Annotated in this window: 13 protein-coding genes; 9 read left to right on the top strand and 4 right to left on the bottom strand. The window is 37.2% G+C overall.

Annotated features, from left to right (window positions below; genetic code table 11):
- Positions 1-153 precede the first annotated feature (153 nt).
- The 5 genes from BUC07_RS06065 to BUC07_RS06045 all read left to right on the top strand — a co-directional run bounded on the left by BUC07_RS06065 (position 154) and on the right by BUC07_RS06045 (position 5,800).
- Complete coding sequence (locus BUC07_RS06065; RefSeq protein ID WP_073167217.1) at positions 154-402, top strand: GlsB/YeaQ/YmgE family stress response membrane protein; 249 nt, start codon at positions 154-156, stop codon at positions 400-402.
- A 205-nt stretch (positions 403-607) separates the two neighbouring features.
- On the top strand, positions 608-1,555 hold the full coding sequence (locus tag BUC07_RS06060; protein ID WP_139279489.1) for an aldo/keto reductase: 948 nt from the start codon (positions 608-610) through the stop codon (positions 1,553-1,555).
- A gap of 496 nt (positions 1,556-2,051) precedes the next feature.
- Entirely contained in the window at positions 2,052-3,131 is a 1,080-nt protein-coding gene (locus BUC07_RS06055; RefSeq protein WP_073167214.1) for a Fic family protein, read from the top strand.
- A 489-nt stretch (positions 3,132-3,620) separates the two neighbouring features.
- On the top strand, positions 3,621-4,781 hold the full coding sequence (locus BUC07_RS06050) for a DUF4062 domain-containing protein (RefSeq protein ID WP_073167208.1): 1,161 nt from the start codon (positions 3,621-3,623) through the stop codon (positions 4,779-4,781).
- Positions 4,782-5,002: 221 nt separating this feature from the next.
- Positions 5,003-5,800: a DUF3800 domain-containing protein gene (locus BUC07_RS06045; RefSeq protein ID WP_073167204.1), complete on the top strand. Its 798-nt coding sequence runs from the start codon at positions 5,003-5,005 to the stop codon at positions 5,798-5,800.
- 146 nt (positions 5,801-5,946) lie between these two features.
- On the opposite strand, the gene BUC07_RS06040 is transcribed toward BUC07_RS06045, so the two are convergent.
- Positions 5,947-6,138, bottom strand: coding sequence for a cold-shock protein (locus tag BUC07_RS06040; protein ID WP_073167201.1), 192 nt, complete (start codon positions 6,136-6,138; stop codon positions 5,947-5,949).
- Between the two features lie 48 nt (positions 6,139-6,186).
- Positions 6,187-7,350 carry a DEAD/DEAH box helicase gene (locus tag BUC07_RS06035; protein WP_073167198.1) on the bottom strand — a complete coding sequence of 388 codons (1,164 nt, stop codon included), beginning with the start codon at positions 7,348-7,350 and terminating at the stop codon, positions 6,187-6,189.
- A 741-nt stretch (positions 7,351-8,091) separates the two neighbouring features.
- Between BUC07_RS06035 and BUC07_RS06025 the strand changes: the two genes are divergently transcribed.
- Positions 8,092-8,322 carry a hypothetical protein gene (locus BUC07_RS06025; protein ID WP_073167195.1) on the top strand — a complete coding sequence of 77 codons (231 nt, stop codon included), beginning with the start codon at positions 8,092-8,094 and terminating at the stop codon, positions 8,320-8,322.
- A 146-nt stretch (positions 8,323-8,468) separates the two neighbouring features.
- Here the strand turns inward: BUC07_RS06025 and BUC07_RS06020 are convergent, their stop codons facing one another.
- Both BUC07_RS06020 and BUC07_RS06015 read right to left on the bottom strand, forming a co-directional pair.
- Positions 8,469-8,894, bottom strand: coding sequence for a DUF5606 family protein (locus tag BUC07_RS06020; RefSeq protein ID WP_073167192.1), 426 nt, complete (start codon positions 8,892-8,894; stop codon positions 8,469-8,471).
- A 54-nt stretch (positions 8,895-8,948) separates the two neighbouring features.
- A complete protein-coding gene (locus BUC07_RS06015; RefSeq protein ID WP_073167189.1) occupies positions 8,949-11,000 on the bottom strand; it encodes a TonB-dependent receptor plug domain-containing protein in 2,052 nt (683 codons plus the stop codon).
- Positions 11,001-11,214: 214 nt separating this feature from the next.
- Between BUC07_RS06015 and BUC07_RS06005 the strand changes: the two genes are divergently transcribed.
- The 3 genes from BUC07_RS06005 (at position 11,215) to BUC07_RS05995 (ending at position 14,539) form a co-directional block, all read left to right on the top strand.
- Positions 11,215-12,927, top strand: a complete 1,713-nt coding sequence (locus tag BUC07_RS06005) for a hypothetical protein (RefSeq protein ID WP_073167182.1) — start codon at positions 11,215-11,217, stop codon at positions 12,925-12,927.
- A gap of 394 nt (positions 12,928-13,321) precedes the next feature.
- Positions 13,322-13,831 carry an RNA polymerase sigma factor gene (locus tag BUC07_RS06000; protein ID WP_073167179.1) on the top strand — a complete coding sequence of 170 codons (510 nt, stop codon included), beginning with the start codon at positions 13,322-13,324 and terminating at the stop codon, positions 13,829-13,831.
- A 153-nt stretch (positions 13,832-13,984) separates the two neighbouring features.
- Positions 13,985-14,539, top strand: a complete 555-nt coding sequence (locus BUC07_RS05995) for a DJ-1 family glyoxalase III (RefSeq protein WP_073167515.1) — start codon at positions 13,985-13,987, stop codon at positions 14,537-14,539.
- The last annotated feature ends 8 nt before the right edge of the window (positions 14,540-14,547 follow it).

Here is a 14,547-nt window from a genome sequence, read left to right as displayed (position 1 = left end):
GATTACAAGGCTTGAAACATTGATTTTAACAGATGCCCTTTTCGTTTGATTCAGGAAGTCAATTTTTAAAATGGTGAAAATTGAATTTTTAATCATAAAAAAAGTCGTAACTTTTTAATCTTCATTTAATCATTCACTTAAAACTTAAAAAAAATGGAAATTCTTGTAACTATTTTAATCGGTGCTGTAGCCGGATGGTTAGGCAGTGTGATTTACAAAGGCAGCGGGCTGGGAATTATTGGGAATATTATTGTTGGAATTGTTGGCAGTTTTGTCGGCTACTGGCTTTTGGGAAAACTTGGAATCAGCCTTGGCACCGGATGGGTTGGCGCTATTTTAACCGGCGCTATCGGCGCTATCATTATTTTGTTTCTGCTGAATTTAATTTTTAAAAAACGATAATACTTCCATTATCAGATTAAAAGGCTGATGATAAACCACCAAACAAAATTTCAAAATAAACTTTCATTTAACCGGGAACTGCTGAAATTTCCAACTTTTCCAGGTTGACAGACGTTTATTGGAAAGTTGGGTTGATGACCGCCAGCGGACAGATCAATAAAAGCAAAAACGTTATATTTGTGAGAATCAAATAAATCGGTAAAAAATGAAAGATAACATTTATAAAAAAGGAATAAACCGTCGCGAATTTTTGCAAACCGGAGCCAAACTGACGGCTGCCGGTATGTTTGTGGGATTGGGAACATCGAATTTATTTGGAGCCACCACCGGAAATACAATGGGTGACCCGGTTGCCCGTATAACACTGAACAACGGAGCGAAAATGCCCCTCCTTGGTTTCGGAACATTATACCTCGACGATGAACTCGGTATAAGGTCTGTTGCCGAGGCCATCTCGCTGGGATACCGGCTCATTGACACAGCCACAATTTACGATAACGAAGAAGCAGTGGGGGGCGGAATTAAACGCAGCGGAATCGACCGCAAAGAACTTTTTGTGACTTCAAAGGTGTGGGTCGAGGATTCGGGGTATGAAAAAGCGAAAAAGGCTTTTGAAACATCGTTGAACAAACTGCAACTGGATTACCTGGATTTGTACCTCATTCACCGCCCGCGTGGCGATGTGCACGGATCGTGGAAAGCAATGGAAGAACTTTACAAAGAAGGCAAAATAAAAGCCATTGGTGTGAGCAATTTTACTGCAGCCCAGATAAAAGATTTGATGGATAATTTTGATGTGAAGCCGGCAGTTAACCAGATTGAAACGCATGCCTTTTTCCAGCAGCCCGATGACCTGAAGTTTTTAAACGAACACAACATTGTACACGAAGCGTGGTCGCCACTGGCACAGGGACGAAACGGACATTTCAACAACGAAACGCTGGCGGAAATCGGCAAACAATACGGCAAAAACAATGCACAGGTGGCACTGCGGTGGCACTACCAGCGTGGCATCATTCCAATTCCGCGCAGTTCTCAGGTGGCGCACATGAAAGAAAACCTGGATATTTTCGATTTTGAACTGACCGATGCAGATCTCAAAAAAATTGAAACACTCGATTTAAATGTTACACAGTTTCCGGAGTGGGAATAAATAAATTGAACCACATAGAACACATTAGGCACATAGTTATCGATAGAGCTTTGTGCCTTTTGTTTTTAATATAAACCCTGAAATCATTGTCATTTCGACGAGGTACGAGGAGAAATCTGTTCTACTTCCAGCAGCCAAACCTACAATTCACTGATTTTGTTGAAAACTGTTGATTGTTTTTACCAACAATCCGTTGCAAACCAAAAAGAAAGGGGTTATTTTTAGATTGTATTTTTCATACCTAAAAAGATGACCGGAAACGCAACTGAAATAAACAACAGAAATATAAAAAACAAAAGGTGTACAATACATTTAAATGAGAATGTGTTGTTCACTTTTAGTGGATATATAAACGTTACCGCAAATGGTTGAAAAAATGACGACATGTATAGAAAACTGAAAATTATTATCAATAAAGGCAACCTTTGTAAAGAAAATTAAATTCTCTTTACAGAATGTAGTATATTTGTAAAGAAAACATCGAAATCTTTACACAATGAATCAAAATGAAAATTGGAAATTAAGAGAACTTCCATTGGCTGTTGATGTTGAAACAAAAGCAGTCTTGAAAAGTTTACCTACTGCACATGCAGCATTGGCGGAATTGAAAGGCATTGCATCGACAATTCCTAACCAAAATATTTTAATAAACACTTTGGGGCTGCAGGAAGCAAAAGACAGTTCAGCAATTGAAAATATAATTACAACCCATGATGAATTGTACAAATCGGAATTAAACCTTGATTCTTTTAAATCGCTTGATGCGAAAGAAGTTCAAGATTATATTTCTGCGTTAAAAAAAGGGTTTGAATTAATTAAAAACAAAGGATTAATTACAAATAACATAATCGTTGAGATTCAAAAAGAATTGGAAGGAAACAGTGCCGGTTTTCGAAAACTTCCCGGGACTGCTTTGAAAAATTCATCAACAGGAGAAACCATTTATACTCCACCACAAGACGTTAATGAAATAAACAAATTGATGGCAAACCTCGAAAAATTTATTAATGCCCCATCAATGTGCGATTGTGACCCAATTATTAAAATGGCAATTATCCATTACCAGTTTGAAAGTATCCACCCGTTTTACGATGGAAATGGACGAACAGGAAGAATAATAAACATACTGTATCTAATTATTGAAAAATTACAAAATCTCCCAATTTTATACTTAAGCAACTATATCATTCAAAATAAATCAGATTATTACAGATTGTTACAACAACTCAGAGACAACGAAAATTGGGAGGAATGGCTTTTGTTTATAATTCATGGAATTGAAAAAACTTCGAGGGAAACAATTGATTTAATTATCCAGGTTCGGGAGTTAATGTTGGAATACAAACATAAACTTCGGGACAACTACAAATTTTACAGCCAGGACTTGTTAAATAATCTGTTTAAACATCCCTACACAAAAATTGAATTCATTGTCAATGACTTGAATGTTTCAAGAATTACAGCTGCTAATTATTTAAATAAACTGGCGGAGGATGGAATATTAAGAAAAGAAAGAATTGGTACTGGAAATTATTATATAAATGAAAAATTATTTAATCTATTGGCAAAAAGATAAAACCACATTGCGGTAACCCCGCTATCGCACGATTTCATCGTGTGATTCAAAACTCAATAACATGTACGCAGGAAAATTCAACTGTCAAGAATTACTTGACAGTTCAAACCGAGGGCAGACAAGAGGTTTAGCGCAATTTGAAAATTTACAACAATAATGAATACAAAAAATGATAAAAGCCGGGCATATAACAATGGTAACCGTTGTACACCCCCCATAATTTCTTATAGATTTTGGCCACGGTTCGCGACGATTGCAACCGGCACCGCATTTTTGTTGAAAACTGTTGATACTTTTCATCAACAATCCGTTGCAAACCTAAATGAAAGGGGTTATTTTTAGATTGTATTTTTCAACATAAAAAGATGACCGGAAACGCAAATTAAATAAACAGCAGAAATATAAAAACACAAAAGGTGACAATACATCTGGTATCGGGGTGTTTTGCAAACATTTACTGCATTTATAATTTGAGAACCAAAAAAATCGATGAACTTACAACCAACAATATTTATCAGTTCCATAATTTCGGAATTTTATGATTTAAGAGGTGCTCTTAAATATTTTCTCGGGAAAAGTGGATTTCGTGTATTAATGTCAGAAGAACCAGACTTTGGTGCTGATTGCGGAATAGATTCGTTAGATAATTGCAAAAATCAAATTGAGAAATCAGATTATTATTTATTGCTAATTGGAGACAAACCTGGAACAGAATTCGAAATTGATGGTAAGCAGACTACAGTTACATTCGAAGAATTTAGACATTATATTAGGTTAGTTAAAGCAGGTAAACGATTAAATTTTATTGCATTTGTCAGGCAACAAACTTGGACAAACTATACAAATGACGATTTAACCAAAATTCATCCGTTGCAAAAGGATTTGATTAATGAATTATTAAATAATACGCTGTTTGAAAATCAAAAAATTGGTAGATGGAGATATACTTTCGAGAAATTTAGTGACATCATTACCACACTTGAAACAAATCAAAATGGACTTTTTTTGGAAGCAACAAGAAAAGCATCAATCTACAAAACCTATATCAAACGAGAGATTCTTGATATTTACAAATTTTTAATTGAAAAGAAGAGCAAAACAAATGAAATAATTGCAATCACTGAAATGGTTGAATTGCCTGAATTAAACTTAGATTTTCTCAACCGTTCGTATGTTAATCGTGAAACAGCAGCCAAAATTCAAGGACTTTTAGTTATAACATCCAAAAAAAATTCACTCGTTAGGAAAATAAATCGAGTATTTAATTACATCGCTCAAGGCGAATTTTCACGATTTGACAATGCCAATGAAACATATGTCCTCCCAGAATACATCAAACTGATAGTTCAAACTTTAGAAATCCTTGAGAAAATATTTGACAACGCTAACAACACAGAACTATTCAATACAATTGTAAAACGAGATACAGATAACTTCCAAATTAACGGTGGAGAATACATGTTAGTTAAATCAATTTTTAGCGACTTAAAGCTTTGTATAATGAAATTGTCAGTCTTAGTAACATGCTTCAATGAAAATTGGTATGACATTGAAAAAAGAAATGATGAATTTTATTCTTATCGTGGTGGAGTAAAGAATATTAATGACGAAGAAGCTAAAAAATATGCAAAATACTATTTAAATAAATAAAAAAAATTCGCTGACAAAAGCTATATGTAATGCGGGGTACAGTAGATAATTCACCGCAGTTCTTCATGGCAACAACACCAATTCGTCTTTGACGATTTGGTTTAAAAAATAAAGTAATGAATAAACGAATTGGCTCAGTGCAACTTGAAAGTGAAGTGCTTCGAAATCCCGTACAGCACTTAGCCAAACCGTTATGCCTAATTTTGAATTAAGAAAAATGGATGAGTAAAGATGTCAAATTTATATTCCTTGATGAATCTATTACACTTGAAGCTAACTTATCTTCCCTTACAGGTGTAATAATTCCAATGACAAAATTTGAGAAAGTCGTAAGTGACTACTACAAGATAATAAGTGTAATTTTTGATTATCTTGAAAAAGCAACAGGTAAAAAGCAGCAATTTCCTCCAATTTTACATGGAAAGGATTTTTTAAGGAATTCAAAAGAAAATAAAGCTTTCGACTTCTCTTCAGTTACCGATGAATTTCGATTATCCGTTTTTAAAAAAGTAATCGACATTATTAATGATAATGATTTATTTGTTATTCGTTTAGGATATAGCAACTTCAAAGAAATTGTTGAAACTTTCACAATTGATGACAAATTACATAATTTGAACTGGTTCAATTTGTCAAGAACTATTAGTAAATTTTATGAAGACACTCTTTTTATTCCTGTTATGGAGGGTATTGATTCTTCAATAGTCCATAATTTTTGTGGTACAATTTATTCTCTTAATTATATTAAAAATTTGCATCCAGAGATAGCAAAAAATGTAGCGTACAACTATAAGGAATCCAACACATTTAGTTCAGTTTTTTTTACAAAATCAAAATATAATGAGGCAACACAAATTGTAGATATTATTTCATATTTACTTCAAAAAGTTGATTATGCAGACATTACCGGGAAAAGGAGTTCATTTACAAAAAAAATCATAGAAGTAGTATCACATCTGAAAGAGGAGTGTTTTGCTAATTCAATTATTGAGATGAAATGTGAAAAAGACAAAGCATAATAAATAGGCCTTCTTGCGGTACGCAGTGCCAAGCCCCCGCTATCGCACGATTTCATCGGGTGAATTAAAACTCAATAACATGTACAACAACGAAAAAAGAATCCCGGCAAAGCCAAAATCCTTTTCAATAGTATCGTATTCCTGTATTAAACGAGCTCAACGTTCACGGCATTCATGCCTTTTTGGCCCATTTTTTCGTCATAGTTTACTTTGTCGTCTTCGGTAATTTCATCAACCAAACCAGTGTGGTGAACAAAAATGTCTTCACCTGATTCGTTTGATGTGATAAAACCATAACCTTTGTCGTTGTTAAAAAACTTTACTGTTCCTTCAATCATAATCGTAATCTTAAAAATTGTATTTATATATATTTGCTTGTTTGTTAATCAGTTAACAAACGTATAAGCCATTCCTTTTTTTCCGGCCCTGCCGGTTCTTCCTATACGATGAATGTAGCTATCCATTGTTTGTGGAAGTTGATAGTTAATCACATGAGTTACTCCATCCACATCGATGCCCCGGGCTGCCACATCGGTAGCTACCAAAACCTGCGTTTTACCCGATTTAAATAACCGAATAGCTTTTGTGCGGTAGTTTTGTGATTTGTTTCCATGTATTACGTCTGTGTTGATACCCGATTTGCGAAGCTGTTTGCTTATTTTGTCCACATTCCGTTTTGTTTCGGCAAAAAGAAGTACCTTATCAAAACCTTCGCCGCTCAATAAATTACGAAGCACCTGAAATTTATTCTCATTTGCCCCAACCCGGAGAATGTCCTGCTCAACCGTATCGGCGGCATTATTAACATTGTTCACATTTATCTTAACCGGATTATGTACGAATTGATTAATGAGCTTTTGCTGCGATTTTTCGTAGGTGGCCGAGAATAACATGGTCTGCTTTCTGCTGTGCATCAGCGCAATAATTTTCTTAATGTCGTCGATGAATCCCATATCAAGCATCCGGTCGAATTCGTCGAGTACCAGTATCGGTGTGTTTCCAAGGCGGAGGGCACCCCTTGAGGTTAAATCGTTTAGCCGCCCGGGAGTACCAACAATCAGATGGTTCTTTTTCCGTGCTTTGGTAATGTCGTTGTTTACACTGGTTCCGCCAATAAAGCAGGCCGAAAACAGTCTGTGTCCATGGGTTAACGATTTAAATTCATCTTCAACCTGCATGGCAAGTTCCCGGGTTGGAACAACCACCAAACATGTGGTAGTGTCATTTGCCAACATCTTTTCAATTGCAGGGATTAAAAAAGCCCCTGTTTTACCCGTTCCGGTAGCGGCAACGCCAATCAGGTTCCGGCCCGAAATCAACTCGTTTATCGATTTTTGTTGAATTTCGGTTGGTTCTACGTAGCCCTTGCGCTTAATATTGTTTATTAAACTTTGGCTAAGCGGCATTTCGCTGAAGTTTTGGTCGGCTTTAAAAGGAGTTTCTTCAAGGCTAACAGCCTGTTTTACCAGTAATGCAGGATTTATCGTAGAAACTTTATTCTTTCCTGAATAGCGTTTCTTTGTAGTGTTTCTATATCTCTTGTTATTCATGTATTCTTTTATTTGTTGTCCGGTCTTCCCGGATATTCTTTTGCTTATTCAATATATTTTTTGTGGAAAATGCTATGGCAAGTAATCTTTACACCTTGTTGAATTGTGCTAACGGACTGAACGATATCAGCAATTTATTAGTTTTAATACAAAGGAAGAAAGGGAAACCTGTGATGATAAATGTGATAATTTTTTAATAATTCTAATAATTAATTTAGACAAATTTTCTTTCAAAGAAATAAGTAAAATGGATTCGTCTTCAGAAAATTATCAGGAACAATTAAACTTACAACGGATACTCTGTTGTGCCTTTTTAGCGGCAAACTTTTTTACTAAACTATGAACTGCTGAATAAAAATCAGCGCGGCAAAGCTACACAAATAAACCCAACCACCAAATTAATTTGTATTTCGCTCCGCTATCGCGCAATTTTAAAGGCTAAATATTATTTTGAGGTGTTGGTGAAATCTTCCACGCAAAGACGCGCAAAACTATATGCGCAGAAGGCGCGAAGTTTAAAGATTATTGACCACCCGGTGAATGTTATCCTTTAAATCATAGGCAAGAGGATTTTCATAAGCCTACTCCAGTAATCCCGGACCAATACTTTTATGTATTTCTATTGCTGCACCAATAACCTCATACGAGATTTCATTTTCAGTCATCTGTTTTTTTGCGATTTTGGCGTTTGTTTCATTTTGCGGACTCTGCGTGGAATAAAAACAGCTAAAATTCTTAGTTATGAGCAAATCAGCAAGAAGCGTTTTTACTTATGGTATCTATTTGGCAATCAATGGTCTTTTGCTTTTACTGGCCCCCAACATGTTAATTACTTCGCTGGGCATCAAACCTGCTACCGAAGATTGGATACGACTCTCGGGAATACTGCTTATGGCAATTGCCGTCTATTATTTCCTGGCAGCGAAATATGAGCTTGTTGTGATAATAATTGCTTTTTCTGAAAATATCTGATGCTAAAGTTAAAAAAACATGAACCGAAACTGGACATGTTAAGAAATAATAGCATAGCTTCATTGTTCCGAACGAGATAAAACATTGAGAAATTATAACCCCCAACTACAATCAGGTAGCCGGGAGAATGATTCTCCCGGTCCCGCTTATTCTGATTTTTCGTCGTTGTTTTCTTCCGTTTCTTCTTCTTCAGAAAAATCAAGCATATCTTTTTCCTGAAGCGTATTATACCAAAGCAAAACTTTTTTAATGTCGGAAACATACACCCGGTCGCGGTCGTAATCTGGCAACACTTCGCCAAAATAATCCCTCAGCTCTTTGGATGACGATTTATGGTTTATGGTTTTCCCTCCATCTTCTTTTTCTGAAATGGCTTTAAAAACATCTTTTAATGGTATGTCATCGGCATCGGTAAAAATGGCAATGTCTTCGAGGGCCGAAATTTTTGACGTGGAATACGCAGGCATTCTTTTCCCTGTTTCCAATGACTCAACAATAATATTATTTTTCGATTCGGCAACCATTTTAAATAATCCGGGTTGTCCTGAAATGGCTAATATTCCTTTTAACATGGTATTTATTTTGGGGGCGAATATACAATTTTTGGAATTGCCTGAAAACAAACTTCAGTTAAAATTGAGCTGGTATTCCACACCGGCTTTAATCCATCTGCCGGGCTGTACAATATTTCCCAGGTCGAAATAGGAACGGTTAAAAATATTACTGGCCGACAATGTGAGTTTCAGGTTGTTTGACTGGTACATAACCTTTCCGTCAAAAAGCCAAAAGGGCGGATAGGATACTTCCCCTGTCTCGGTTCCGTTGTCAAATTCGGTAAAAGCACCTTCCCTGTCCTGAAAAACAGTACGTAAATTAACCGACAAATTGCCGGTAATCCGCTGCGTAACCGAAGCTGTAAATTTATGTTTCAGGTTATCGAGCACATAATTGGAAATATACCCGGTAATATCTTTTTCCTGATTGTTATAGAAATAGCTCAAATTAAACATTTCGGGCAAGTTTTTTCCCAGTTTTTCATTCAGCCTGAAATTTAACGCTGCTTCGGCTCCGCGGCTGTTTATTTGAGTAAGGTTTTGCGATTGCCACAATTCGTCACTGCTTTGTTTCACCCAGTCAATCATGTTTTCGCCCTTCCTGAAAAACACGATAAAATGCCCGCGGGCAAAACCTTTGTTTAGTTTTACCCCCGATTCAAGAGTGGCCGATTTTTCCGGTTTCAAATCCGGATTGCCAATGTTGGTGGGGCCGCTGTAATACAAATCGGTGAACGTGGGCATCCGGAGCGATGTATTAAATGAAACAACCAGTTTTGTGGCTTCATTTAATTGATAGCCGGCATCTATTCCGGGGAAAAAATTCCACCCCGAGTTTTGGTCCGAAATATGGTTCGCCATCAACCCGGCACTCACTGAAAATGCATTTGTGGTATAAAAATGGTCGATAAACAACGATACGGTCGATCGGTTTTTTGAATGTGTATAAAAAGCTTCCTCACCCGGCACTTTCACGGTATTTTCCATCTCTTCGCCCAATACATTACTCCTAATTCCTTCATAACGAAATTCGGCACCGGCCGCTGTTTTTCCTGCTGCCCACCGAATCCATGAATTCACATTGGCCCCGCCGATATTGGTTAAATGATAATTGTGGTTTGAATACCAGTCGGGTGGATTATTGCGAAACAGCATAAACTTGTCGGTGTGCCTGCGCCAGTAAACAGCCGGTGTGAAATGAAACCGCGAATTGGATTTCCAGCGGGCAGCAGAAAAGAATGTTCCGGTCTCTTCAAACTGGTTGGGATATTTAGGCGAGTAAAAACTATTTGCTCCAAACTCTTTCTCTGAAATGCCCAGTTGAACAGAAATATTTCCTTTTGAAGTATAAGCTTTTCCGGAATAGAATAAATTGGAAATGCCAAAATCAGTATTATCAATATATCCGGAAGAACTTTTACGGTTGGCTGCCAGCATGTGGTTCATTTTGCCGGTTTGCAAACTACCCGAAAGATTGGAGTTGAAATAATTAAAACTTCCGCCACTGAGTTGCAGCCGAAGGGTATTTGCCTCGGGCTGGCACGTAATTATATTCACAGCCCCCGAAAAAGCGCTTGGCCCGTAAACCCTGGCTGCCGGGCCTTCCAAAACTTCAATACGTTTTATTTGTGAAAGACTAACAGGAATATTTAAATTGTGATGGCCGGTTTGCGGGTCGGTAATGTTTATTCCATTCAGCAAAATAATTGTTTGATCGAAAGAGCCCCCCCGGATACTCACATCGGCCTGGACACCTCCGGCTCCCCGGCTGCGGATGTCGGTTGCGGCCACATAACCGAGCAGTTCCTGGATACTCTCAACAGGCGCACGCTCAATTTCATCCGCCTCAATTATAGTGAGAACCCGTGCAATTTCTGAATACACCGCTGGAGCTCTCGACGCAGAAACTTCAATTTCATCAATATCGTATTGCATTTTTACTTCTGATGTATCTTTTTCTGAAGCGCCTGTTTTTAAGGTTGCTAAAAAAAGATAAGCAACAGCCAAAACCGAAATAACCACAACCCGTTTAATGGTAGCAAATACTGAATACCCTTTTCTGGCCCACACTTTAAAAATCAGGGCATTTTGTTTATAACCGTTGTTGTTTTGCTTATTTCTCATCAGTTGTAAAAATTGAGCAGCAAATATAAGAGTTGAACTGGTTGTTGCGAGCCAAAGCAACATTTTTTTCATACAGGTTAACACCAGGTAAACATTTTGGTTCAGGGCACTTTACTCAAAAAACTGGAAAGCAAAGCAAAAAAAATCATATAAATTCAAATAAAAAGGCTTTTTTTGGGTTGTTTTTTAAGGACGTTAGGAAAGCTTTATTAAAATGAAAAGGATACTATTAATTTTTACGCTGATTATATTATCAAATTATTTGTCAGCCTTAAATTTCAACCCCGGAAATTTAGAGGAAACACCGGACTCTTCAGGTGTCAGGGTACCCAAAACAATTTTTGTAACGGCAGTGAATTCGCAATCAGAAATTAACCAACATATTTTGGAAGGATTTAAAAATATATCCATTTCTGATAATTTTCCACTCCCTGATCACGAGCTAAAGCTACTCCCCTCTCCCGGGTTTAACTTGCCAAATTCTGACAATACAGCGGATGCCAATTTCCCCCGGTTAATTTCGTGGCTGAACGATAATAAATCCGGTCAGCAAATTTTGTCGAAATGGTACAACCGCAAATCTGATGGCAGTTTTGATTTTAGTGAATTCCATGAAAGTGAATTATTCAATAATCACCCCGAACAAGAAACAACGAATGATTCTATCCACGCTATTTCAGCCATAAAAAATAGTACCCAACCATTTGTAAATGGAAGCTACCTGGTTGTTTTCGACTTTCAGGATATCATTACAATGGAGCAATATTATGATGAAACCAAAACCAGCGAAGAGAACAGGATCTTAAACGGTTACCAGGCAACTGTAAAAAGCCTGATTTTTAAGTTCGATTTCAATGAACCTGTTTCAACAAAATTTTTCAGTGATTATTGGTATTCCGGCAATGCTGCAGAAAATGGGACCAGAAAAAAAGCATTTGAAAATGCAGCACTACCGTTTATCCTGGTTAGTGTTCATCAGCACATAATATCTTCCACCCAGCACAACCCCGGAGAAGAACTTGCACCTACTCAGCAGGCAAGCAAAGAAGAGTTGCTGGCCAATTTTCCTCAGTTAGCTGTCAGCAATATTTCTGAAATACAAAATAGTGCCCCCTCGGGATTGCCCGGCCAGGCAGTGGTTTCCGATACAAACCCGGTGAAAGCAAAAATTAACAGTGAAGCGAGCCTGAAATTCGACAACCGGTTTGCCGTTTACCAAAATCAAATTTCCGAAGCGGGAAAAGTTCAGCCCCGGCGTGTTGCAGTTGTGCGCTCAATGAGCTACCCCCAAATTTCGGAAAATGAAGCTGACAATAGCGAGCGCACTTCATTTTATCAAATAGCAGGAAAAAAAATCAATGCAAATGAAATGTACCTGAAAAAAATGAACGATGCAGGTATTAACATTTTTGCAGGCACCACCTTTAATGGCCTGGCCTCGCCAACTGCCCGTGTGGAATTCTATTTTTCAAAATTGATGGGTGGAATGGTTATTCCCGGGAAAACAGCGAAAAATTTGACTTCGGTTAAAATATATTTTGAAGGTGGTCGACAAAAAGACACCTATTTTTTGAACGAGGCCCCCGATAACTTCACGTTCACCAGAGGCAGTCTCGGGTTCAGCAAAAACTACTACCCGTTCAGGTTTATGCACTGGGGGCCATTTATTGGTTATGGCCTGGAATATACAACCAGCGCGAATTCGGACAATTTACTTTCAACCAACTTTGCGGAAATGGGCGTAAGGACAGGTTTCAATATTGTACACAATTTACAGCTCATTGGATCAGTCAATTATTACATTCTGCTAAATTCGGTATTAATGGACGGCGACAAAAATGTGATAAACCAGGACTTTAATTATACCGAACAGTTTCCCGGCCGGTCAGGCCTGGGATATAGCCTGGGATTGCGATTAATGTTGTAGCTAAAAACCGAACTTTTGTAGTTTAGGTCTTACAAGAAATCATTAAGTATTCTCAATTCACCCCCTTGTAATTTGCTGAATTCATGCAAATTCACTATATTATTGAATCTTTCGTTTAAATAGACGAAAAAAGTATAACGCAGCAAATGAAAGAAAAATGCCACATACTATTAAATCGATTCTGTTCAGAGTTTGTCATAAATATTTTAAACAGAATAAGTTATGACGGAGCGAAACAACCCGAACTTAATTTTGTTCACACACGCATAAATTTTCTTTATAAAGTATAGAGAAAATCAACTAATAAAAGACCTGAAAATCTTTTGCGTTATTCAATTCCTATCTATATTTGTTTAGACAAATTAAAAATAAGAACAACAAAAAATAAAATGCCATGACTCAAATTCAATTTAACAACGCACTTCTAAGTTTAAGAGACAAGTTACATTACTATGCCCTGAGTCTTACTTCTGACTCAGAAAGAGCTGATGACCTTTTACAGGAAACCATGCTAAAGGCTTTAACTTATCGTGACAAGTTCAGGCAAAATACGAATTTCAAGGCATGGATTTACACCATCATGAAAAACACATTTATCAATGATTACAGAAGAAATGTGAAAACCAGGAATACATTTGATGATTCCAACAACGATTTCCACCTGTTGTTTTCAAAAGACAAAGTTTATCCCTCGCCGGATTCATTTTACAGCACTAAGGAAATCCACAAGAGTATAGATGCGCTTGATGAAGAATATCGTATTCCGTTTACTATGTTTTTAGATGGTTACAAGTACAAGGAAATTGCAGACAAACTTGACCTGCCGCTTGGCACGGTAAAAAGCAGAATTTTCTTCACCAGGAAGAAACTTGAAAAATCACTTCACGAGTATTCAAACAACTGATTTTTTCAAAAAATATTGATTTAAAAAGATCGCCGGTTTTCGGGGATCTTTTTTTATTTTTATACAAACGTGCAGAAATTGCGAATTGAACTAAAATATTCAATCCAATTACCTACTGGATGAAATGACGTTTTATAACCAAAATGAATGATTATGGATAAAGTTATAGCAGTGCATTTAGCAGAAGGATTCGAAGAAATTGAAGCAGTGAGTATTATTGATGTTCTGCGAAGAGCAGGCTTGAAAGTTGTAACGGTTTCGGTTACCGGGCAACCGGAAGTTAAGGGAGCGCACGACATCATAATTACTGCCGACAAACTTTTTGAGGAAGTTAACTACTCAACTATTGAAATGATAGTATTGCCCGGCGGAATGCCTGGTGCTAAAAATCTTAAAAACCACTCCGGATTAAATGCGCAAATTCTTGATTTTAACAAAAGCGGCAAACCACTGGGTGCCATTTGTGCAGCACCAATGGTATTCGGAAACCTGGGACTTTTAAAAGGTAAAAATGCCACCTGTTTCCCGGGATTTGAAAGTGAACTGAAAGGCGCAAATGTTACCGGAAACGCTGTTGAAGTAGCAGATAATATTATTACCGGGAAAGGAGCCGGAGTTGCCATTCAGTTTGCACTTAAAATTATGGAGCACTTCAAAGGACAAAAAGCAGCCAATGAATTGGGCAACAGAATGGTTGTTAATCAGTAGCCCCTTGC

Source organism: Tangfeifania diversioriginum, from assembly GCF_900141875.1.
GTDB classification, from domain to species: Bacteria; Bacteroidota; Bacteroidia; order Bacteroidales; family Prolixibacteraceae; genus Tangfeifania; species Tangfeifania diversioriginum.
Note: the sequence above shows the minus strand (reverse complement) of the source record. Positions and strands in the feature narration are given on the sequence as shown.

Excerpts from the sequence above, each read along its gene's own strand:
- BUC07_RS06045 (WP_073167204.1), top strand. The coding sequence starts at position 5,003 with ATGAGTAAAGATGTCAAATTTATATTCCTTGATGAATCTATTACACTT.
- BUC07_RS05995 (WP_073167515.1), top strand. The coding sequence starts at position 13,985 with ATGGATAAAGTTATAGCAGTGCATTTAGCAGAAGGATTCGAAGAAATT.
- BUC07_RS06050 (WP_073167208.1), top strand. The coding sequence starts at position 3,621 with ATGAACTTACAACCAACAATATTTATCAGTTCCATAATTTCGGAATTT.
- BUC07_RS06020 (WP_073167192.1), bottom strand. The coding sequence starts at position 8,894 with ATGTTAAAAGGAATATTAGCCATTTCAGGACAACCCGGATTATTTAAA.
- BUC07_RS06005 (WP_073167182.1), top strand. The coding sequence starts at position 11,215 with ATGAAAAGGATACTATTAATTTTTACGCTGATTATATTATCAAATTAT.
- BUC07_RS06055 (WP_073167214.1), top strand. The coding sequence starts at position 2,052 with ATGAATCAAAATGAAAATTGGAAATTAAGAGAACTTCCATTGGCTGTT.
- BUC07_RS06025 (WP_073167195.1), top strand. The coding sequence starts at position 8,092 with ATGAGCAAATCAGCAAGAAGCGTTTTTACTTATGGTATCTATTTGGCA.
- BUC07_RS06015 (WP_073167189.1), bottom strand. The coding sequence starts at position 11,000 with ATGAGAAATAAGCAAAACAACAACGGTTATAAACAAAATGCCCTGATT.
- BUC07_RS06065 (WP_073167217.1), top strand. The coding sequence starts at position 154 with ATGGAAATTCTTGTAACTATTTTAATCGGTGCTGTAGCCGGATGGTTA.
- BUC07_RS06040 (WP_073167201.1), bottom strand. The coding sequence starts at position 6,138 with ATGATTGAAGGAACAGTAAAGTTTTTTAACAACGACAAAGGTTATGGT.
- BUC07_RS06035 (WP_073167198.1), bottom strand. The coding sequence starts at position 7,350 with ATGAATAACAAGAGATATAGAAACACTACAAAGAAACGCTATTCAGGA.
- BUC07_RS06060 (WP_139279489.1), top strand. The coding sequence starts at position 608 with ATGAAAGATAACATTTATAAAAAAGGAATAAACCGTCGCGAATTTTTG.
- BUC07_RS06000 (WP_073167179.1), top strand. The coding sequence starts at position 13,322 with ATGACTCAAATTCAATTTAACAACGCACTTCTAAGTTTAAGAGACAAG.